Source organism: Pedobacter alluvionis, from assembly GCF_003664035.1.
Classification (GTDB): Bacteria; Bacteroidota; Bacteroidia; order Sphingobacteriales; family Sphingobacteriaceae; genus Pedobacter; species Pedobacter alluvionis.
Map to the genome: position 1 here is coordinate 262,520 of NZ_RCCK01000011.1, position 22,732 is coordinate 285,251.

At 39.4% G+C, this 22,732-nt stretch carries 15 protein-coding genes; 6 read left to right on the plus strand and 9 right to left on the minus strand.

Annotation, left to right across the window (positions count from 1 at the left end):
* Positions 1-21: 21 nt before the first annotated feature.
* The 8 genes from BCL90_RS08870 to BCL90_RS08905 all read right to left on the minus strand — a co-directional run bounded on the left by BCL90_RS08870 (position 22) and on the right by BCL90_RS08905 (position 14,521).
* Complete coding sequence (locus tag BCL90_RS08870) at positions 22-3,495, minus strand: SusC/RagA family TonB-linked outer membrane protein (protein ID WP_244095005.1); 3,474 nt, start codon at positions 3,493-3,495, stop codon at positions 22-24.
* A gap of 202 nt (positions 3,496-3,697) precedes the next feature.
* On the minus strand, positions 3,698-4,861 hold the full coding sequence (locus BCL90_RS08875) for a FecR family protein (protein WP_121283668.1): 1,164 nt from the start codon (positions 4,859-4,861) through the stop codon (positions 3,698-3,700).
* Between the two features lie 115 nt (positions 4,862-4,976).
* Positions 4,977-5,561: an RNA polymerase sigma-70 factor gene (locus BCL90_RS08880; protein WP_166792123.1), complete on the minus strand. Its 585-nt coding sequence runs from the start codon at positions 5,559-5,561 to the stop codon at positions 4,977-4,979.
* A gap of 536 nt (positions 5,562-6,097) precedes the next feature.
* Positions 6,098-7,270, minus strand: coding sequence for a CehA/McbA family metallohydrolase (locus tag BCL90_RS08885; RefSeq protein WP_121283670.1), 1,173 nt, complete (start codon positions 7,268-7,270; stop codon positions 6,098-6,100).
* Positions 7,271-7,446: 176 nt separating this feature from the next.
* Complete coding sequence (locus BCL90_RS08890; RefSeq protein ID WP_121284574.1) at positions 7,447-8,850, minus strand: alkaline phosphatase; 1,404 nt, start codon at positions 8,848-8,850, stop codon at positions 7,447-7,449.
* A gap of 7 nt (positions 8,851-8,857) precedes the next feature.
* Complete coding sequence (locus BCL90_RS08895) at positions 8,858-9,922, minus strand: phosphatidylinositol-specific phospholipase C1-like protein (protein WP_121283671.1); 1,065 nt, start codon at positions 9,920-9,922, stop codon at positions 8,858-8,860.
* A 10-nt stretch (positions 9,923-9,932) separates the two neighbouring features.
* On the minus strand, positions 9,933-11,522 hold the full coding sequence (locus tag BCL90_RS08900) for a RagB/SusD family nutrient uptake outer membrane protein (RefSeq protein WP_121283672.1): 1,590 nt from the start codon (positions 11,520-11,522) through the stop codon (positions 9,933-9,935).
* A gap of 11 nt (positions 11,523-11,533) precedes the next feature.
* On the minus strand, positions 11,534-14,521 hold the full coding sequence (locus BCL90_RS08905) for a SusC/RagA family TonB-linked outer membrane protein (protein WP_121284575.1): 2,988 nt from the start codon (positions 14,519-14,521) through the stop codon (positions 11,534-11,536).
* A gap of 567 nt (positions 14,522-15,088) precedes the next feature.
* Between BCL90_RS08905 and BCL90_RS08910 the strand changes: the two genes are divergently transcribed.
* The 6 genes from BCL90_RS08910 (at position 15,089) to BCL90_RS08935 (ending at position 21,446) form a co-directional block, all read left to right on the plus strand.
* Positions 15,089-15,823 carry an OB-fold nucleic acid binding domain-containing protein gene (locus BCL90_RS08910; protein ID WP_134380474.1) on the plus strand — a complete coding sequence of 245 codons (735 nt, stop codon included), beginning with the start codon at positions 15,089-15,091 and terminating at the stop codon, positions 15,821-15,823.
* A 125-nt stretch (positions 15,824-15,948) separates the two neighbouring features.
* Positions 15,949-16,677 carry a hypothetical protein gene (locus tag BCL90_RS08915; protein WP_147438312.1) on the plus strand — a complete coding sequence of 243 codons (729 nt, stop codon included), beginning with the start codon at positions 15,949-15,951 and terminating at the stop codon, positions 16,675-16,677.
* Positions 16,674-17,357 carry a response regulator transcription factor gene (locus BCL90_RS08920; RefSeq protein WP_121283675.1) on the plus strand — a complete coding sequence of 228 codons (684 nt, stop codon included), beginning with the start codon at positions 16,674-16,676 and terminating at the stop codon, positions 17,355-17,357. The genes BCL90_RS08915 and BCL90_RS08920 overlap by 4 nt, the downstream gene beginning before the upstream one ends.
* Complete coding sequence (locus tag BCL90_RS08925; RefSeq protein WP_121283676.1) at positions 17,358-18,692, plus strand: sensor histidine kinase; 1,335 nt, start codon at positions 17,358-17,360, stop codon at positions 18,690-18,692.
* A 163-nt stretch (positions 18,693-18,855) separates the two neighbouring features.
* Positions 18,856-20,073: an MFS transporter gene (locus BCL90_RS08930; protein ID WP_121283677.1), complete on the plus strand. Its 1,218-nt coding sequence runs from the start codon at positions 18,856-18,858 to the stop codon at positions 20,071-20,073.
* 128 nt (positions 20,074-20,201) lie between these two features.
* A complete protein-coding gene (locus BCL90_RS08935) occupies positions 20,202-21,446 on the plus strand; it encodes an arsenic transporter (protein WP_121283678.1) in 1,245 nt (414 codons plus the stop codon).
* A 129-nt stretch (positions 21,447-21,575) separates the two neighbouring features.
* On the opposite strand, the gene BCL90_RS08940 is transcribed toward BCL90_RS08935, so the two are convergent.
* Positions 21,576-22,724 (minus strand): AhpC/TSA family protein, encoded by a 1,149-nt coding sequence (locus BCL90_RS08940; protein ID WP_121283679.1) that lies wholly within the window; start codon positions 22,722-22,724, stop codon positions 21,576-21,578.
* Between the last annotated feature and the right edge of the window lie 8 nt (positions 22,725-22,732).

A 22,732-nucleotide genomic window follows, 5' to 3' on the forward strand; every position in this document is an offset into this window, starting at 1 on the left:
TGTTTAAATAATTGTAGGTCACTAAAATTGTGCATTTATTCCAAAAGTGATGGTCCTGGCAATTGGATATCTTCCCAGGTCGATATTATTTAAAATGGCACTCTGATTCATCGCTCCGATTTCCGGATCGTAGCCCTTATATTTTGTAAATGTGTAAAGGTTTTGTACGCTTGAGTAAACTTTTAAATTAGAGAACTTATATTTTCTAATCCATGAAGCAGGTACCCTATAACCAAGACTCACGTTCTGTATGCGTAAAAAAGATCCACTTTCCACATAACGGTCAGATACAAACAGATTGGGATTATCAATACCGATTTTAGGTGCAGGAATATTCGAATCAGGATTTTGCGGTGACCAGAAATCACTATATGCCGCGTATTGATTTTGATATACAGCCGCCAGGTTACCCATGGTATTGTTTAACAAATTCATAATTTTTGAACCGTAAGATCCGTTCAGGAATAAGGTAAAATCAAAAGCTTTATAACTAAAAGTATTGGTAATGCCATAGGTGAATTTAGGATTTGGATTTCCGATAGCTGTACGGTCTTTCTCATTAATTACGCCATCGCCATTTACATCTTCATATTGCACATCGCCCAGCCAGGTGCTACTGCTGTTATTGGCAATAGTACGCCCGAATTGAACCGGAGCAGATTGAAGTTGCGCTGCTGTTTTAAATATTCCCTTTACTTTATAACCATAAAATTCACCTACAGATCCTCCCACTACTGTACGGGTAACCGGAGATTGCAGATAAGCATTGGTTACCGTTCCGAAGAGTTCGGTAAGGCCATTACCAAGCTCTTTAACCTCATTATTATAATGCGAAAGAACTACACTTGTATTCCACTTAAAATTTGTGTTATCAATATTGTGTGAGTTAATGCTCAAATCAAAGCCTACATTTTCAATCTTTCCAAGATTTACATACGGAGGGTTAATACCTCCTAAATAATCAGGACCACCTACCAAATAGGCAGGAAGGGTAAGCTGAAATAAGAAATCTTTTGATGTTTTCTTATAAACATCTATACTCGTACTAATCTTACCATTTAAAAAGCGCATATCCACTCCAGCATTGTATTGGATAGAGGTTTGCCATTTCAATAATTTGTTATCAATCCGTCCGGCAAGAAAACCTGTACCTAAACCTGTTTGTGAAGACCTTAACAAAGAACTGTATAAATAATTGGGAACATCCTGGTTACCCACCTGTCCGTAACCCAAACGGATCTTAAGCCCGCTTACTACCTTATTAATCCCCTGCATAAATGGTTCTTCAGACAATTTCCATGAAGCAGCAAATGATGGGAAATAACCTGACTGAGAACCTTCGGCAAACTTAGAAGTCTTGTCTCTCCTGATTGTAGAAGTAAGGTTATATCTGGAGTTATAGGTATAAATGGCACGCGCATAAATTGATTCCTGGCGTTGCGTACCAATATATTCATCATTGGTAGCCGTTATGGCCTGACCTAAATTCAACGATTGCACGTCGTTACTATAAAACCCCTGGCGTGTTCCCTCAATCCCTCTCCAGTTTGACTGTTGAACCTCGTAACCCAGAATTGCACTAATGTTATGCTTTTGACCAAAAGTCTGGTTATAATTAAAATATTCTTTCCAGATCAAAAAGGTACTTTGCTGATACCTTTCCTTCAAAGATGCAGTAGGATTGGTAAAACGGCCCCAAGAATAGCTTGGCGTAAAGACATTATTATCGGAGAAATTAAAATCACCTCCAAGTTCTGATCTCAGGGATAATGATTTGATAAACTTAATTTCATTATAAATATTGGTATTAATGTTACTCCTGTTCAATTTATTTTTGATTTGCTGGGCCTGGGCCACCGGATTTAATGCAGCAGCGGCAGCAAGTGGGTCAAATACAGAAGGACCAGTATACGAACCATCAAGGTTAGTTACAGCTAAATCAGGAGCCTGCAGTAAAGCATTGTAAATAACCCCGTTATTATCACTGGTCACTACATTTTCTGCAGACCGGCTTCCGGTTAAGGTAATTCCAAGTTTAAACCATTCCTTCACCTGGGCATCAGCATTTATCCGAAGACTATAGCGTCTAAAATCCGAACCGATAACTGTACCGTCTTGTCCAAGGTATCCACCAGAAATGTAGTAGTTTAATCCTTCTTTACCGCCAGAAACAGCTACCTGATGACTCTGCTGTGGAGCAGTTGTAAATATTTCCTTTTGCCAGTTGGTACCCTCTCCCAATACTGAAGGATCTGCAAACTCAACTCTTCTTCCGGTACCGTAAATATCACCTAGTGAGTTTTGAAGTGCTGCATACTGGCGAAGATTCATTACATCCAGATACCTTGCCACACGCTGGAAACCGTAATAACCATCATAATTTATCGAAGAATTACCGTTCCTCCCCCTTTTGGTAGTGATGATAATTACCCCGTTCGAAGCCCGGTTTCCGTATATTGCTGTTGCAGATGCATCTTTTAGTACATCAATCGACTCAATGTCATTTGGATTGATCAAAGATAACGGACTTACAGTAGTCTGCGAATTGGCATTAGAAGATGAAGCCTGTAAAGGAGATCTTCCGCTGGTACTCTGATTGCCCGCATCGCCTGAAATTGGCACACCATCTATCACATATAAAGGCTCATTACTACCACTTAAAGAGGTTACTCCACGTACACGTACAGATGTATTGCTACCGGGTGCACCAGAGTTTTGCGTAATGGTAAGTCCTGAAGCCCTGCCTTGCAGCATCTGATCGATACTGACTTGAGGCACATTGGCAATATCGGCAGCTTTTACAGACGAAATAGATCCATTAAGATCGGTACGTTTTTGATCTCCGTAACCAATTACCACTACATCAGAAAGTGATGTAGTCTGTGCCTTAAGTACCACATTCAGTACGCGACTATTGCCCGGACTAATCTCCTGGGATTCCATCCCAACAAAAGAAAATACGAGGGTGGTTGATCCGGCAGGCAGCGAAATCTTGTATTTACCATTAATATCTGTCATGGTTGATTGTTTGGTACCCTTCACATTAACGGCTACCCCGGGAAGTGTTACTCCCTTTTCATCACTCACAGTACCAGAAATCTCTATATCCCGAACGGAGATAGTTGTAAATGGCGAATAGCTATTCTTTTTAAGAATAATTGTTTTTTTGATGATTTTGAAATCGAGGTTGGTATTTTTCAACACTACGCCCATTACCTGCTCAATAGGCATGTCGGTTACGTTAAGGTTTATTTTATACTTATCATCTATATCAGCACGTCTGAAAAGCAAGTGGTAACCACTCTGTTTTTCGATTTGCTTTAAGATGGAAATGATGTCAGAATTATTCTGTTTAAGCGTTAGATTCTGACTGAAGCTGCTAGCGCTAACCTGCATAAGGGTAAGCGTAAAAAAAAGCACTACGAGTCTCATTGTTAACAAGATTTGGTAAGAATCACGGCGCAATACCTGCCTGATCCTAAAAAATAAATTCATATCTTTATGGAGTTTTGGTTAAATTATAATGTTGTCTAAATCGGATTGTAAGTAACCTTTACAATAACCGGATGTGCTGCGAACACTATCCGGTTTTTTCTTAAAAAGCATGGTTACGCCTTTACATTATACAGTGTTGTAGTAGTTTCTCATGTTTGAATATTTATTTGGTTAAAATCTATTTTCTGCCGATTAAATCTCTTTAATCGATTATAGTTAGCACGCGTCCGTTCAATTCATATTTTAATCCTGTGAATTGAAGCATATTTAACAACTCTGAAAGTTCTACATCTTTAGATATTGTTCCCGTATAAGATATTTTGGAAGGTGTTCCTCTAAATACAACCTGAATATCATACCATCGAACCAACTGCCTGGCAATTTCTTTGATCTCCATATCCTTAAAGATGAAAAGATCGTTTCTCCAGGCCATTACAGCTTCCAGATCGCAATTGTTATTCACGTTTATGCCAAAGGGATTTACCAGGGCTTGTTGTCCGGGCTTCAACAGCTGTGAAAATTTACCAGATGATAAATGGATGCTGCCTTCAATTAACGTTGTTTTCTGCCCGGCCTCATCGCCATAAGCCATTACGTTAAAATGAGTACCCAGTACCCTAATTTCTGTTCCACCCGATTGTACCTTAAACGGTTGTTTGGGATTCTTAGCTACTTCGAAATATACTTCGCCTGTCATCTGTACAACCCTTTCAGCGCCAGTAAAAGCAGTTGGGAACCGTAAGCTTGATTTCGCGTTTAACCAGGCTTTACTTCCATCAGGCAAAACCACACTATATTTCCCACCAAGCGGCGTAGCAATCTTATTAAAGCTTATTTTTGAAGATGCAGATCCGGTATGCATTTTATAGCTGAGTTCGCCTTCAGCTGTTTTTACAACACTAACATTTTGCTGGTCGGCCAGTGCACCTATTTTGGCTTCGGTTAATACCACTGATGATCCATCGTCTAATGTCAAAACCGCCCTATTGCCACCTGGTTTTATATGAATGGATTGATGTAATTTCGCAGTTTGATTTTGCAGGTGCAGCTGCGAACTATATCTCCAGGTCAGCACCGCACCCAGAACCACAACAAGTGATGCCGCCGCCCAAAATACTGTATTAATACGTATTGATTTTTTAGGAACTGATATGATCTTTTGCTGACTTTTAGCTTCGATATTGAGCAGAATGCGTTCAAAAATTTTATCTTCCACGAACTTACGCTGATCATCAGAAAGGCCTGCAAGATCTTCAGGCACCTCATCCATACTATCAAACCATTGATCTACTTCTTTTATCTCACTAACAGTACAATCACCAGAAAGATATTTTTTAAGTAGGGAAACGGCTATTGATCTGCCCATGTTGATACGTAGTTATATTTGGTTCGTTAATAGTATAGTCGGATAGCCTGCCCCTAGCCCCCAAAAAAAAATAAAAAAAATTTAAAATGCATCCCTGATGTACGGGCGACTGTATTTAACGGAGTAACCAGGCAAAACCAGAAGCAATCAAAATCACCTTATAATGTACCCTAAAGTGCTTTAAGGCATTGGTAATATGGTTTTCAACAGTCTTTTCAGACAGTCCCAGTAATTCGGCAATTTCCTTATTAGATTTATGCTCCTTCCTGCTGAGTTCAAACACCTTTCTGCATTTTGCAGGTAACTTCGAAATCACTCCGTTGATTCCGTTTTCCAACTCTTTTATAAATATGGTTTCTTCGGTGGTATTCGTAGCCTCCTGATAACTAAATGAAAGCAGTTCGAGGTAATTGTTCCGGGTAGCCTCCTTAGCCAGATAATCAATAATTGAATAGCGGATAGCCGAATGGAGATAAGCCTTTAAAGACCCTGTGATTTTTATTTTTTCCCGATTGATCCAGAATGTTGTGAAGAAATTCTGGATAATCTCTTCTGCAGCTTCTTTAGACCTTAATCTTTTATTGGTAATTAAATATAATTCATACCAATACTTAGTATAAATTTTCTTGAAAGCAACCACTTCGTTCTCCCTCAACATTACGATCAGTTCTTCATCAGTATGATTATGTTGGTTGCTCATAGCCAGTAAAATTATAAAAAAAATTGAATCCAAAACTACGAACATAAAGCCAGACCTGGCGATATATTAAAATGCTGATATTTATGGCATTTTGCTTTGATGATTCTAAAAATCTAATCTATAATTCTGATGCTAAAAAAAATGGAGGCTGTGTTATAAATATAGAATTTTAATCCTGAGAACCACGTTTGTCTCAGCATAGCTAAATCTGTCCTGATAGATCTCTCCATTTCGCTGCGCTACAGGAGATGACGATCATTTTATAGACTGGATGGAATTCCAGACTCTGTCAATTATTCGTGGTGTCAGATGTTTCCATCTGACAATGGGATAATTCTCCCGCAATTTGTACTGCTGGAGAACTTAACGTTATGGATATCCTTGAGAAATCGTCAATTGCGAGAATACTTTTCAGCAGAAAGTCTGCCCTGATTTCAGGAAGCAATCTTTAGCACAAGGATCGCTAGCATGAAAGATTGCTTCGTCGTTCCTCCTCGCAATGACGAAATTTATTAGGTATCTGACACTGGCGCTAATTAAAATTTAGGATCAAAATTAAAGTAGATTGGATTGGATAGCGCCACCATTTTTTCGCTTAACCCGGCAGACTTTGGTACTTGTGGGTAATCAGTATTTTTACCTTCTAGTGTAACACGGTAATAGGTGCGACCCTTTAAATCTGGTGTATCGGTAAACTGAAAAGCAGGAACTTCACCGCTAACCTGAAAGCTGTTCAGCTTTGCTCCATTCTTGATTACAGTAACAGTATATTGCTCTTTAGGTAATTTATTGCCAATCAATTGCACCTGAAACTTTATAGGTTTACCCTTTGAAACCGCATTATCGCCCATCATCATTTCAAACTTACCATTGCCTTTATAATCAGCATAAAACTCAACTCTTGGCGCGAAAGGATTGGAACTTACAGCAGCTTTTCCATGATCTAAAGCATCTATAATTGCTGTAAGGCTACGTTGTTTTGCAAAAACCCAGGTTGTTGGTGTACCTACATAATTAAATTCCGCCTGATATGTATTTGCACTAGGTTTTTCAGTTGCAGTAGGCACACCATGATGGGTATCGCTTCCACCTCTGCCTGTCATCATCCTGCCCGAAGAAAGCATGTCATCCCAAATCATTATTGCATTGGCATTCTTAGGCCAAACAGCCGAATTCCAAACCTCGATAGATTTAACCAAATCGTAAGAAAAGCCAAAATTATCTTTTCCACTGGGATGATTTGCCGACAAATGGATCCCTAATGATTTCTTCACTTTTTCAATATTGATGTCCCGGGCATCCCTGATATCATACAATCTCTTATGGTCATACGGCTTATCAGAAAACACATTCCCATGTCCCCTGGTTGTTGTCCATTCGGCACCATAAAGCAAAAGCAATGTATCTGATTTAAATTCCGGATCGGCCCAGGTATGGTGCGCAACATCGCCATTAACATGATTATCATGGTCGGTTATGGCCAGATAATCCATACCAACTGACTTTGAAAAATTAATAATTTTCGCTATCGAATTGTTAGATGATTCTGTACTATGCCTCGAATGCACATGCAAATCGCCCTTTAACCAAACTCCGGATGTGTTTATTATTGCCGGAGGATTAGCAGTTTCCTGTGCCTGGAGATAGCCAGCATTGAGCGTTAAAATAAGGCAAATTAAAAAACGAAAATATTTTGATTGAATAGTCATAATGTGCTTTAAAGATAGAATTAAAAAAGAGGCTGTATCATAAATCAACTGGTTTTAGTTTTGTCACGTTGAGCCCGTCGAAACGCGTTAAACAATTTTTTTAAAGTCCTTCGACAGGCTCAGGATGACATTTCGTATTTAGGAGACAGCCTCCTGATTATTTGTTTGCCGTGTGATTAAGCTTTTACTAAAAATGCTTCAGGCATTTCTGCAGCTTTAAGCATGAAATTATGCAGCTCGTAATTTTTAACAAAAGGTTTTAAATTTTCAGATCCCGGACCAAACATCGTTAGCTCAACATAATCTCCGGTATGGTTCATACCCGCCCATTGGACATCGGTGTATTTGCCTAAAATTTTGCCATACTCGTAAAACGGCAGGTTTGATTCGTTGTAAAGCTGCCCCGGAACAATATCCTTAAAGTGCACCAATAAAGATTTAACATCTTCTGATTTCATTTCAAAACCTTGATTTTCTTTGATCAGATCAATTATTTTTTGTTCGCTAAATGATTGATTAAGCTGAGCCAAAAGCCAGGTATTACTGCGTTTGAAGTTTTGCAGGCTATCGAACTTTTTGTTGGCTTCATCAGCATAAAATAAACCAGGGTTCGAATTGCCATGATCTGTGGTGATGATCACTAAGGTTTCACCATCTTTTTCGGCAAATTCTATTACTTTTCCAACAGCTTCATCAAAAGCAAGCTGATCGAAAATTAAACCGCTCAAATCATTTGAATGTGCAGCCCAATCCACTTTACCACCTTCAACCTGTAATGCAAAACCATCTTTATGGTCTTTCATCAGTTCGATTGCTTTCATGGTCATCTCTGCCAGTGTTGGTGTCGATTTTATGAGTTCCTGGTCGTGCAAACGGTCGACCTCGTAAGGCATGCCATCTTCTGCAAACAAGCCCAATACAGGTTTTGATTTATCCAGGGCTAACATTTCCGTTCTGTTTTCAGCAACTTTATAACCCTGCGTTAAATATTTAGGAATCAGGTTTCCGCCTGCCCTTTTTTCCCCGAAATATTTATGCCCGCCACCCATCATCACATCGAATTTCAGGCCTAAATACATTTCTGCAATAATATCCTGCCCGCCGCGGTTATCAATATTTACACAAAAACCTGCAGGAGTTGCATGCGTAATCGGCACAGTGGTTACACAACCTACCTTTTTACCTTTTTCTTTAAACTTTTGAAGAATCGGCTGAGGCTTTTCTCCTTTCATGCCAACGTTTAGTGATCCGTTTCTAACACGCATGCCTCCACCCCAGGATGAACTTGCCGCAGCAGAATCGGTAACCAAAGAACTCGCAGAAGCGGTATCCATTAGTGCTCTTACGGCCTTATTATCTCTATAAAGTCCCAACCACTTACTGCTTTTGCCAAATATGCGGTTGGAATAGATATCTGCCATATTCAACGTTCCGATACTCATCCCATCACTCACCATCATAATGATGTTTTTCGCCTTTTTACGCCCAACTACCGGCGAAGCTATTACATCTTTCATACCCACAAAAGGCAAACCTAAACCGGTTAATAAACCTCCTTTTAATAACGATCTTCTGTTCATATCTAACTTACTTTTTAAATAAAGGGTTCGCTCTAAAGTATTTTCCATCAGCAAAACTGATGGCATAATCTGATTTAAAGTGCGTACTCTTTTTGTAATAATCTGTTGTAATAATCTGAGCGCCAGATTTACAGGCAGCTTCGAAATCGCTCCAATCGTTTTTTCTGGCTTCCTTGGTATCTGCATCTGCCCTTGTTCTGATGAGGTAACCTTTCTTTACCAATTCAGGAATTTGCTCATCTTTAGGATTATTTCGAATCATAAAGCCCGCCTCAGGCGTTCCCGGTTCTGCATTTGCAAATAATACACGGCCTTTAAGTGAAGGATGACCTTGAATGTAGGTAGTGCGTTTTCTGTCTTTTGCATCCAGAACGAAAAGGAATTTACCTTTCGCCTGACTAAGCTTCGGCCAGTTTTTGGCCAGCACAGCCTCTTCCAAAGTTTTATACTTGCCTCTCACATCATCCGGACTTAAAATATGCTCTTTCCCTAAATTTTGAATAATCACAGCATCCAGTTCATCAAAAGTTTTACTTGTAAAAGCCTCAGGTTGCGTAAATCCTTTACGCTTTATCGAGTCATCTTTAGCTTCTAAAGTGATAAAAACCGGTGTGTGGTTTGGATTAGCATCCGACCATTTCTTTAATTGCTGTAATGCAATCACAAAAGTTAGTGCCGACGACCTGAAATCTAAATCCGGAACATGGAATACCTTGAATCCGGGTTTATTCATTTCACCGTCTTTATCGAATGCAGGTTGCCCCTTTACCTGTTCAAAACCTCTGGGATGGGCATATTTACCACCTTTCTCATCAGCGTAAACATCAATTTCGAGATTTCTTAAACCCATATCCAATTGCTCGGGCATAGGGATATGTTCATAATCCAGACTGTTGGCAGCTGCCGAATCCTGTGATTTTATAACATTGAACAGCGCGGGATTAATGGCCTGCTTATAACTATTATGCGAGCCGATAACCTGTATTTGATTTATCGGTAAATCTTCCTTTTTAGTAACTAAGGCGATTGCAGGTAGCACCAGCAATAAACCAAAACAGGTAATCAGTCTCATATTTTTAATTTTAGTAACCAGGGTTCTGTTTTAAATTTGCGTTCAGCTTTAGCTCATTTACCGGGATCGGATAGATTCTCCTGGTAATATCTTTATTCATTTTTAAAACATCATTTGGTAAAGGGTATTCTGTTTCGAACTGGCCAAAACGGATCAGATCGTTTCTTCTCCAGGCCTCCCAGCTAAATTCACGTGCGCGTTCATCGAGTAAAGTACTCAAAGTAACCGTTGTTGCGCTTTCTGCGCCGGCACGGCTTCTTATTTTGTTAATTAAAACTAAAGGCGTTTGTAACTCACTATTAACGGTAGTTGCTGTTGCGCCTCTTAATATGGCTTCGGCTTTCATTAACATTACATCGGCAAGACGTAAAACCGGCATATCGTTTCCGTTTAACCTGGTGGCCTGAATGGCATTTGGATCTGGCCAGTATTTTACTGAGCGGACACCTTTTGCCTGATCAGCAACCGTATTACCTAAATCCATTGGCTTACCTGGTTTTAAAATAAGGTCAGGGGTAATCTCAATTTGCGTTGTTGTTCCTGCAACAAAAATTGGCTTGGTTAAATCTGGCTTACGGTTGGCATCTGGTGCATATTGTTTACCAATTAACCAGAAGCTGTTGCGAATATCGTTTGTTAAATTGAAGCGGTTGTAATATTCTGGCGTAGTACTCATTGAAATACTAAAACCAACATTTATTCCGTAAGATGCTGCTAAAGCAGGGTAAAAACCAAACCTTGTAATTTGATTACCAGGAATTTGCTGATCATAAGGAATTGCAAAAATGGTTTCGTTAATCTGCGGGCCGTTATTTACATCGAAAATATCGCTATATTTTGCATCCAGACTATAATTGCTGTTTTTCAAAATGTTATCGGCCATGGTAACCGCATCTGCATACCTTGGCTTGCCGGTATATACTTCTGCGTTTAAATACATTTTTTCCAGTAAGGCGTAAGCCATGGCCTGTGTTGGCCTGCCATAAACCAAAATCCGGTTGGTGTTATCTTTTACCGGTAATTGCGCAACAACAGCTAAAAGTTCTTTTTCTATAAATTCAAATACCTTATCCCTGGTCTGGTTTCCAGGAAGGGTGCTTACAGGGAATGTATCAATAATTGGCACATTACCATACAAATCCATCATAAAGTAGTAATACAAGGCCCGCATTGCCCTGACTTCCGCCAGACTGCTTGCTTTTGAAGCATCAGATGCAACTGATTCGGTTGTAAGATTAATTAAGCGGTTGCAATTGTTAATGCCGCCGAAGCCCCACTGCCAGATATCTCTAACATTTGGGTGATCAATAGTCCAGGTATGGTAATGCAACTGGCGGTACTGGCCCCCATCATCAAAATTCCCATCACGTGCAGGCAGGATAGCTGCATCAGTAGAAAGCTCCTGCATTCTCCAGTATGGCACACCGTACTGTGATGATAAGTTAGAATACATGGTACCGAAAAGTGCCGAATAATCCGCATTTGTAACGGGAAAATTTTCCTTTACATACTGAGATTCTACATCGACATCTAACTTGCTACATGATTCCAATACCATCAGACAAGCCAGAATATTAAATAAGATTATAAACTTTTTCATTTTTGTGTTTTTTAGAATGATGCAGTTACACCAAAGCTGAATGTTCTTGTTTTTGGATAATAATTATTGTTATCGATACCTGGCGTTAAACCTCCAATGTTGATTTCAGGGTCGATACCAGTGTAGTTTGTAATCACAAATAAATTGTTTGCGGTTACATATAACCTGATGGCCTTAATAGATGTCGTTTTTGGTCTGATGGTGTAACCTAGCGTTGCATTGTCTAAACGTAGGTAAGAACCACTTTCTATAAAACGATCAGATATTAAATAGGCAATATTGTCGTTAAAAGATTCGCCCAAAGTAAAACGAGGAATGTTCTGGTTCTTAGCGCCAGCAGGATTATTTAGTGATGCTTTGGTTGCATTTAAAATTTTATTGCCCAATACGCCTCGAACAAGGAAGTTCAAATCCCAGTTTTTGTAATTGAAACTATTTGCCCAGCCGTAAATTAATTTTGGTTGTGCATCGCCTGCAATTTTGGCATCGGTTGTTAATGGTTGCGTGGCAATGGTTTGGCCAGCAGCATTAATAAAAGTACTTACACCAGCCGCATTTTTACCTGCATAATTCCATAAGTTAAAAGTACCCAAAGCATAACCTGGTTGTATGATTTGACTGAAATTTCCAGACTGACCTTGACCACCCAGCGATGCTGTTCTGATCAAGTCGATTTTATAGAAATCATCAGATAAGGTTTCAACTACGTTTTTGTTGTGTGCGATATTTGGAGAAGTTGTCCACTTAAAATTATTAGTTTTAACCGCTACAGCATTTAATGAAAACTCAACACCAGTATTTTTGATTTTACCTACATTGGCTGTAATGGTTGGCAAGAAAAATTGTGTTGTAGAAACTTCGTAACGATCGTAAATTAAATCAGAAGTTTTCTTCACATAAAAATCAACTGAACCTGTAATTCTGTCTTTAAATAAACCAAAATCTAAACCGATGTTGGTGGTTGCAGTACTTTCCCATTTCAAATCTGGGTTTGGATTTCTTACCGGACCAATTGCATTGCTGATGTTACCATTGTTTAAAAACTTGTTGCTTCCCGAAAGTGTTCCATAAATTAATAATGAAGAGAAAGCATCAAAGCCTAAACTGTTACCCGAAACACCATAACCTGCACGTAGTTTTAAGTCGCTGATTACAGGAACTGCCTGCATAAAATCTTCACCAATAATTCTCCATCCGGCAGATACTGCAGGGAATAAACCCCAACGGTTATTCTTACCAAAAGCTGAAGAACCATCATTTCTCAATGATGCTTGAAAAAGATACTTTTCATTATAGTTGTACTGAACCCTACCGTAATATGAAATCAACCTTAAAGTTGATATAGGCGCATCATTGAAGGCTATTTGTGATAATAAGCTCGGGTTAGAAAGAAATAGATTATTATAACTTAAATTATCATTTGAAAAATTTTGCGTTCTTATACCAAAACCATCATTGGTTCTGTCTTCCTGCCATGAATAACCGCCAAGTAATTTTAAACTGTGTTTGCCAAAGGTTTTATCATAGTTAAAATAGCTTTCCAATACCTGGCTTTTATTTAAAATATCAATTTTTTGCGCTTGTCCGTTAACGCCTCTGGCTAAACCAGATTGGCTATTTAGGTAACTGCTGTAACTGTTCTGGTCCCGTTGCGAAGAGATACTGGCTGTAAACCGCAAGCCATCAAGAATATTCACCTGCGCCATCCCGTTAATTAGGGTTTTATTGTTTAGGTTGTCAAAAATGTTATTGTCTACAATCGATAAAGGATTTCTTGTACCACTTCCTATACGGTTATAGTTTTCTTTGTAAGTACCGTCTGTATTAAAGGGACTAACTGTTGGTAAAAAGAAAAGCATATTTGGTAAAGCCTGTGATTGATTAATATCTGAGCTTTTTGAATTGCTATTGGTGATGGTTAAACCAAGTTTTAAACGATCATTAAAAAATTTTTGGTTAAGATAACCTCTTACTATGGTTCTTTTAAGTGATGTATTTTTTAAAATCCCTTTATTGTCTAAGTAATTTACACTTGCACCATAATCTGCAGATTGGGCTGCACCGCCGTAAGAAAGGTTATGGTTCTGCGAATAACCTGTTCTCTCAAGCAACGATTGCCAGTTAGTGTCAGAACCGTCATCATCAACAGGATTTAAAGTCTGCTTATTATCAACAAGATATTGTCTTAACTCAGGTGCCGAAAGCATATCATACTTTTTCGATACCTTTTCTACTGCAGCATATCCGCTGTATGATAAACGGGCTTGCCCGCTTTTAGATCTTTTAGTTGTTACGATGATAACACCATTTGCAGCCCTTGAGCCATAAATAGCCGTGGAAGAAGCATCTTTAAGGATATCGATATTCTCAATATCAGAAGGTGCAAGCAAATCAATAGAAGCACCCGGCACACCATCAATAACATAAAATGGTTCCTGCGCAGCACCTTCTCTTAAAGTAGATGGGCCGCGTAATATTGTTGAAGGCTTAGCGTTTGGATCGCCACTTTTGGTTACATTTAAACCAGCAACTTTACCTTGTAAAAGTTGTGCAGGGTTTACCATAACCCCCTGATTAAATTCTTCAGACTTAATGGAGGTTACTGAACCGGTTACATCTTTTTTATTCGCTGTACCATAACCGATTACCACAACATCTTTCAAAGTTTGATTGTCTGGCATAAGCGTTACATTAATCCGCGTTTGATTGTCAACAGGCACTTCCTTTGAGATGCTACCCAACATGGAAAAAACTAAAACGTTTGATGATTTTACCGATAGGGTATAGTTTCCATCAGGATCTGTAGAAGTTCCGCCTGTTGAACCTTTTATTCTTACTGTTACACCAGGAATCGGCTGGTTTGTTTCATCAACAACTCTACCGCTGATGCTCCGGGTATTTTGCGCCATTACATTTATGGAGAAAAGCATTAGCATAATTAATACACCCTGCAGCCTGCGTACTTCAGTAAAGTAAATCAGTTTGTAAATTTTTTTCATGAATGATATTTTATAGTTTGTTTGCATTAGCCAGAACGGCAACTCATTTGGCCAAAACCCAATGACTAATTTGCTACAAAGATGAGCTTGGTTGGTTAGGAATTTATGATGTAAAAAATACTGAATTGTTAAATTCGGGAAGGAAAAGCATTGGAATGTTAAGAAAACAGCCGTCAAACTTCATGTTAAACTTTTTAATTTAACATGAAGCTTAACAATCATTTGCAAATCAAAATATTGAGGTCATTTTGATTAAGATTATTCGTGGTGTCAGATGTTTCCATCTGACACTAATATCGTTCTTCCTAAGTTTGTACTCCCGGAGAACTTAACGTTGTGGATCTACTATTAAGCCCTGAAATAAATTACCTTCGGTGAGTTCGCTTAAGGCTCGGTTTATTCAATAGTTTTCCGCTTCGCTACAGTTCAGGGCAACGATCGCATTTTAAAACTGTGAGGATAATCAAACAATCAAATGAATTAAATTTAATTCGCTTTTCATACCCTCTTCAGATCGCAAGCGTAGTTTTGAATCATAAAATTATTGAAAATCAAAAAAAAGAGCATATGAAAAGTCAAATCAAAAAAACAGCAATAACTGCTTGTTTCGCGCTGATGAGTATAGTAACACTAGCGCAGGTACGCCCAAATGATAACCCTCCGACACCACCGGCAGGAGGGCCTGGAGAAATGCTTCCTCGTCCCGGACGAAACAGAGGCGGTTTGGAAGGCGGTGCTTTAAAAGTTTTAACTTCGCTGAACGGAAAGGTTATTGCCTATCAAACGAATGACAGGTATATCTATAATAGTTTCACCTTGCAAAATGGCAGTCAGGTAATTACAGTCAGATTTCCCGAACAACTAGGTAAACAATTGATGAGTGCAGCAGCGAAAGGTAAATCAGTAACTGTAAAAGGCTTTACAGATAATGGACCAGATGGTGTAAATGTATTCCAAATGGCAAGTTTGCTGGTTGATGGAACGCAAATAGTAGATACCCCGCCAACTGCTCCTGTTATACCGGTTAATGCACAGCCTGGAACCTTTACAGGAAAAATCAGTGATTTTAAGCGTGACCAGGGAGGTGCAATCCGCGGACTTAATCTGGATAATAAGATCCAGGTAGATTTACCTCCGCCTGCAATTGAACAGTTACAATCTTTACTAAAAGCTGGAGATAAAGTAAAGGTAACCGGCATTAAAGAAATACCACCGTCAGGGGTAGCATTAGAAACCGGTGCCCCAACCATCATTCACCCGGAAACCATTGAGATCAATGGACAGACTTATTTGTTGAGATAATCTGGTTAGATTGGGAGAGCTATTTCGCTCTCCCAATCTTAAATTAATTGTTGATGCGTATGAACTAATTGGCTGCTTCGCTGTTAACTGATAAAATATAATGGTATTTTGCAGATTGTATGAAAATGGAGCAAGATAATGACGTAGAGCCATTAACGATGAAAAATTACCGCCCCCTGCTGGTCGTGATCATTATTTTACTATTGGTTATTATCTGGTTATTAATAAAACCTCCTGTGCCTTTATTACCGAAAGCTCCAATACAACTTGACAGGCCACCGATGGAACGCCTACAAAAACAACGGATAATTACCGGAATCGTTACCAGGTATAAAAACAATCCTCATTTAGATATCAATTCACTGGAACTAAAAACCGAAAAGGCTGGTTCAATCACTATTGATTTTCGGCCACATACAGCAGCATGGGTAACCAGGATTGGTACCATAGGAGAATTGGTTACGGTAACTTATGGTTTAAACCCGAGCGATAAAGTAGTTGGTTACCAATTAATAGCCATTAAAAATAATAGAACGGGCATTAGTCAGACCCTTGAGGATTTACCCCCGCCTCCGGATGTTCCAAATCAGCAAACAGAAAAATTTAAACTGGAGAAACCTGTTTTGATCACAGATCAATATGGTGGTATTGTGGCCCTGAGAAAGAATAACCTTTTATTTCACTTTAAGCCAGGGCTGGTTGATGATATCGCACACCTCATCAAAGAAAGCGACATATTTCATCTTGTAGCGGTGAGGCGTCAGGATGACCAGGGTTTTATTAATATAAATCATGATAAAGTATACATTGTGCTTAGCATTACGATAGATAACAAAACATTCCTGGTAAGATGAAAATATTATTAATAGAAGATGAGTTAAAGTTAGCAGGATTTATTGCTGACGCCCTTACGCAGGCCGGTCACATCTGTGATCAGGTTGCCGATGGTAATAAAGGCTTGGAAACGGCTATGGTTGGCAATTATGATCTTATCTTATTGGATATGATGTTACCCACACTTAATGGGTTGGAAGTTTTAAAAAACCTGCGCAGTTTTAATAACCAAACGCAGGTGATTATAATAAGTGCATTAAACGATACAGAGCACGTGATAAACGGGCTTGATCATGGCGCTATTGATTACCTTAAAAAGCCATTTGAGCTTGATGAATTGTTAGCCAGGGTACGTTCAGTACAACGCCGGTCTTTAGCACAGGGTTCACTCAAATTACAGGTTTCGGATCTCAAGGTAGACCTGCTAACAAGAGAAGTTAGCCGGGCCGGTAAGCCAGTAATATTAAGTAATCGTGAATTTGCTTTGCTGGAGTTCCTGCTCGCCAATCAGAACAACGTAGTAACAAAATCACAGATTCTCGAAAAAGTATGGGACATAAACTTCGATCCCGGCAGCAATGTAATAGAAGTACACCTTTATCAGCTTCGGAAAAAAATGGATAGAGGTTATGATGAAGAATTGATCCACACGGTTGTTGGGCGGGGTTATGTACTGAAAGGCGATGTAAAACAAGGCTAAATGACAGGAAAGCTTCAGTTCGGTATCAAATTAAAAATAACGGCAGCATTTAGCCTGATCTTTATTTTGTTGAGTTTCTCCTTCAACCTTTACTGTTACCGGAAGATCAGTATGCTGATGATATCCGATAATGATGCCTATTTAATAGCCAGGGCCCAAACACTTTTGGATAAAACCGAAGTATTACCGGCAATTATTCCTCTGCCTGATAACAATACTTCCATCAGGGTATTATACCATTCAGCAGGAAAGCCCATAACAGTTTTTCAGTCGCCGGGGATCATTAAAAATATCCGCACACCTACAAAGACGGGCGTAACCGATACCTTGGGAATGAGGGTTGCCTACGTAATCAGCAGTAATGAAGATAACCCCGCCGAATTAATGCTTGTACGCAGTGCAGAGCAATTAAATAATAATTTACAATACTTGCTTTTACTGCTTTTTGCCTGTAGCCTGTTGAGTGTTTTGCTTGCAGGTTTAATTGCCTATATTTTATCTTTTTATTTATTACAGCCCGTGCAGCGTATCATTAAAGCCGCCAAGCTTATCAATGCGCATAAACTCAGGGATGTAATTCCGGTTAAGAAAACGAATGATGAATTGCAGGAATTAACAGAAACCATAAATATGATGTTAGTGAGGATCGATGAATCGTTACAGCAACAACAAAACTTTTTTGCCTCTGCTTCACATGAATTAAAGACACCGCTGGCCATTATGCGTGCCGAAATAGAAGTCCACCTATCTAAACCGGTATTAGCGCCCGAGTTATCAAACCTGATGAAAAGTCAGCTTGCTGAAATTAACAGGCTGCAACAGGTGGTACAGGAATTCTTGCTGGTAAGTCAGTTAAAAAGTAGTGGTATTACCTTACATAAGCAACAAATAGATCTTTCGTTGGTTATACTTCGATTATTTCACAGGTTCCAACCATTTCTGCAACAAAAAGGATTAAACTCAACGATTGACTTTGATAAAGATGCAGAGACATTTTTAATCGCTGCCGATGATGATAAACTGAATATCTTACTGATGAACCTCGTGGAAAATGCAGTTAAATATGCTGTCCCAGGTACCACCATCAGATGTTCTGTTCAGCAGTCTACATTAAAGGATCATATCGCCATAAGCTTTAAAAATACGATTAACGAAGAAAGTTTCCCGACTGAAAATCTCCAAAATGCCTTCCATAGAGAAGCTATAGACTCAAATGGTGCAGGCATTGGTCTTTGGCTGGTTAATGAGATCACGCAATTACATCATGGAAATTTCCACCTGGAAAGCAGCAACTTTTCCTTTGAAGCCATAGTAAACTTGCCAATTAGCGCATAGCACTCAGTATTGATCTAAAACGTGATCTCGCACCACTTTTTAATATGAAGAAAAATTAATCTCATCAAACAAGAACACAATATACTGAATTACAATAGATTACTGTAAATCATTCCTGTTAATGGTTTAAACATAATGATGCCCAAAATGTTAAGGAAACCGTATGAGCAAACAAGTATCAACAGGTGCAGCAGATAAGAGGGTAATCTGGCCATTACAATCTCTTAATTTTTTCATGGCTGATCTCCAGGCTGGAATCGGGCCATTTTTAGGAATATTTCTTTTAGCGCATGGCTGGAAAAGCGGATTGATTGGTTCAGTTATGACCATTGGAGGAGTGGCTGGAATGATTATGACTATTCCGGCGGGTGCACTAATCGATGCCACCAAAAGGAAGCGGTTTTATGTGGTTATCTCAGCCATCTTCACCATATTGGCCTCGGCGATAATCTTATTCACCCAGGAGTTTTGGCTGGTTAGCATTTCGCAGGTGGCAACAGCTATTGCCGGATCGGCTATTGGTCCGGCTATAATCGGAATCACGCTGGGCATAATGAAGCAAAAAGGCTTTAACAAGCAAAACGGGTATAACCAGGCATTTAATCATGCAGGCAATGTGGTCGGTTCTGCGCTTTCTGGTTACCTGGGTTATAAATTCGGCATAACTGCAATATTTCTTCTGGCTGCTTTTTTTGGCGTACTGTCTATTATTTCAGTGTTATTGATTCCTGCCAAATCCATTGATGATCATGTAGCAAGAGGCATGAAAGAGGGAGATAAAAATGAGAAGGCGAGTGGATTTAAAGTATTATTTCAGTGCAAATCATTATTAGTCCTTGCAGGCGCATTAGCATTTTTTCATTTGGGGAACGGCGCTATGCTGCCACTTTATGGTCTCGCCGCTGCCGCTAATGGGCATGGTAATGCTTCTATGTTTGTGGCTATGACGATTATTATCGCGCAACTGGTTATGATCGGTACCTCGTTACTAGCCATAAAGATGGCAGATAAAAAAGGCTACTGGCTGGTGTTATTCATCTCTTTCCTGTCTTTACCTATCCGTGGTTTATTTGCCGCTTATATGCACAGTCATGTAGGAATCTATCCTGTACAAATTTTAGACGGAATTGGAGCCGGCCTGCAAAGTGTTGCCGTTCCCGGATTGGTTGCTCATATATTGAATGGCACGGGGCGTGTAAATATTGGACAGGGCGCAGTGATGACCATACAGGGATTAGGTGCTTCATTTAGCCCGGCAATTGGAGGCTGGATAGCACAGGGAATAGGTTATAATACTACCTTTATCATCCTTGGTGCGTTTGCCAATGGTTCCATTCTATTGTGGATCATATTTGCAAAAACAATTAAGGATGCCTGCTAACCCATATTAATTCTCACTAGATAGCGAATAATAAATAACCCGGCACCTGGCCAAAAAATGGAATCATGAATACACAGCTTGACCCTAACTGCAATGCAAAAACCAATATCTTAGCGCTATAAAAAAATATGACTAACATCCTAATCTGGATCATTTCCTTCCTGGCAATAGCAGGTGTGATCATCAGGCCTTTTAAAGTTACAGAAGCAGTATACGCCATAAGTGGCGCTGCCTTATTATTATTATTTCAGCTGATTACCCCTTCTGATGCCTTTTATGGGGTAGCAAAAGGTTTAGATGTTTATTTATTCCTGACGGGCATGATGTTGCTGGCAGAAACAGCCCGGGAGGAAAAACTGTTCGATTGGCTGGCTGCCCATGCCACATTAAGGGCCAGGGGATCTTCTGGAAAGTTGTTTTTGCTGATTTATCTTGTTGGTGTTATTGTAACCACATTTCTTTCCAATGATGCCACAGCTGTTGTACTAACGCCAGCTGTGGCCGCTGCAGTTAAAGCAGCTAAAGTAGAAAAACCACTGCCGTATTTATTGATCTGTGCTTTTATTGCTAATGCAGCTTCTTTTATGCTGCCCATTTCAAATCCTGCAAATCTGGTCATTTATGGCAAACAGATGCCATCCTTAATGCATTGGCTAAGTTTGTTCCTGATCCCCTCTATATGCGCCATTACCGTTACCTATTTTATGCTCCGATTCTCTCAGCGCGACTGTTTTAAACAGAAAATCAGAATTGATATTAGCCTGCCTCAACTAAGCCCTGGTGGTAAAACGGCTTTAATTGGAATCTGTGGAACTGCTGCTGTTTTGCTGGCTGCTTCTGCCTGGAACATTCAACTTGGATTGCCTACATTAATCACCGGCATCACCACCAGCGCAATTGTATTGGCCAGAGCAAGAAAAAACCCGGTCAATGTTATTAAGGGGATATCCTGGGCAGTACTTCCGTTGGTAGCAGGTTTATTTGTTGTAGTAGAAGCGTTAAATAAAACCGGGATGACCCAACATTTAAGTGCAATGTTAAATGATGCGATAGCACGATCTGAGACGGCAGCTGTGTGGCTTAGTGGTACTGTGACCGCTGTAGCCTGCAATTTAATGAATAATTTGCCGGCCGGTTTAATAGCAGGAAATGTGCTGCAAAGTACACATACACCAGATATGGTTAAAAGCGCGGTGCTGATTGGCATAGACCTCGGCCCCAACCTCTCCATAACAGGTTCACTAGCTACTATATTATGGCTGGTGGCTTTAAGACGGGAGGGGCAAGAAGTAAGTGCCTGGACATTTTTAAAATTAGGAAGCGTAATTATGACTGCAGCCTTGATAGTTGCTATACTATCCTTATGGATTTGATCTGTTAGGTATTTGCCACTATATGACTTTAATCCTATAGTCAATTGATATGCCCAAAACAAACGATACAAAAAATGCAGGCGACATCCATCAACCTGCATTAGTCATCATTAACTAAAAAAACTTGTACTACTTAGACTTATTTTCATAAATCTCTTTTATTTTCGCTTCCAGTACAGGGCCGCGAAGATCTTTGGCAATAATTTTTCCTTTTGGATCGATTAAAAAATTCATAGGGATAGCTTTAACATCATATTTAGCCGCCGCATCGTTTTCCCAGCCTTTTAAATCTCCAACCTGTTTCCAGGTCAGTTTATCATCAGCGATGGCTTTAAGCCATTTTGCTTTATCAGCAGCCTTATCCATTGATACGCCTAAAATTTCAAATCCTTTTGATTTATATTGTTCGTAAATCTTAACAAGATTTGGATTTTCTCTCCGGCATGGTGCACACCATGATGCCCAGAAGTCGACCAGCACATATTTTCCTTTATAATCAGAAAGTTTAACCATTTTACCGTCTACATCGGGCTGGGTAAAATCTTGCGCGTCTACGCCTTCCTGTGTTTTTTTAAAGTGAGCAATACGCTCAGCAACTTGCTTTCCAAAAAAAGAAGACTTCAGTTCCGGAGAAATATTGGCAAAGATTTTCTCCATCTCTATGGCATCGAAACCCGGACCTAAGGTTGAATTAAGCGCCATCAAAGCCATATACTTATTAGGATTTTGCTTCACATAATTAATTTTGGCATCAAAAATCTCTTTCTCTATCACTTTTGCTCTTTTTTCCAGGTCCATGATATAGGTTTTATCCTGTTTTTTAGCTTCTGGTTGATCAGCAAATTCTTTATCAAGAGCTTTCAGTTTCCCATAAATAGGGCCTAAAAAGGCATCCACTCTGTTGCTTTCATCAGTTAAAGTAGAACCTTTGATTGTAGCGGTTTTAATGGAATCTTTTCCGGTAATGGTGATATTCTCGTTTCCTAGAATGATTGCCATGCCATCAATTTTAATGCGTCGTCCGGGTGTATCGATGGATTTGTCGTGTTTCAAACGAAGCGTAGCCTCCATTGGTGATGGAACTGAACCTTTAAATGTGAAAGCTCCGTTAACCAGTTCTACTGAATCAAGTTTTTCCTTCCCTTCCAGTTTAGTTAAGAGAAAGGCTTTTGCTGGTTTGCCCAGTTTGCCGATCTGGCCTTTGATCACATAGCCTGTTTGTGCAGAGGCAACTAAAGCACTGATCACTAATGTTGCTGCCAATAATGTTTTTTTCATGGTTTATA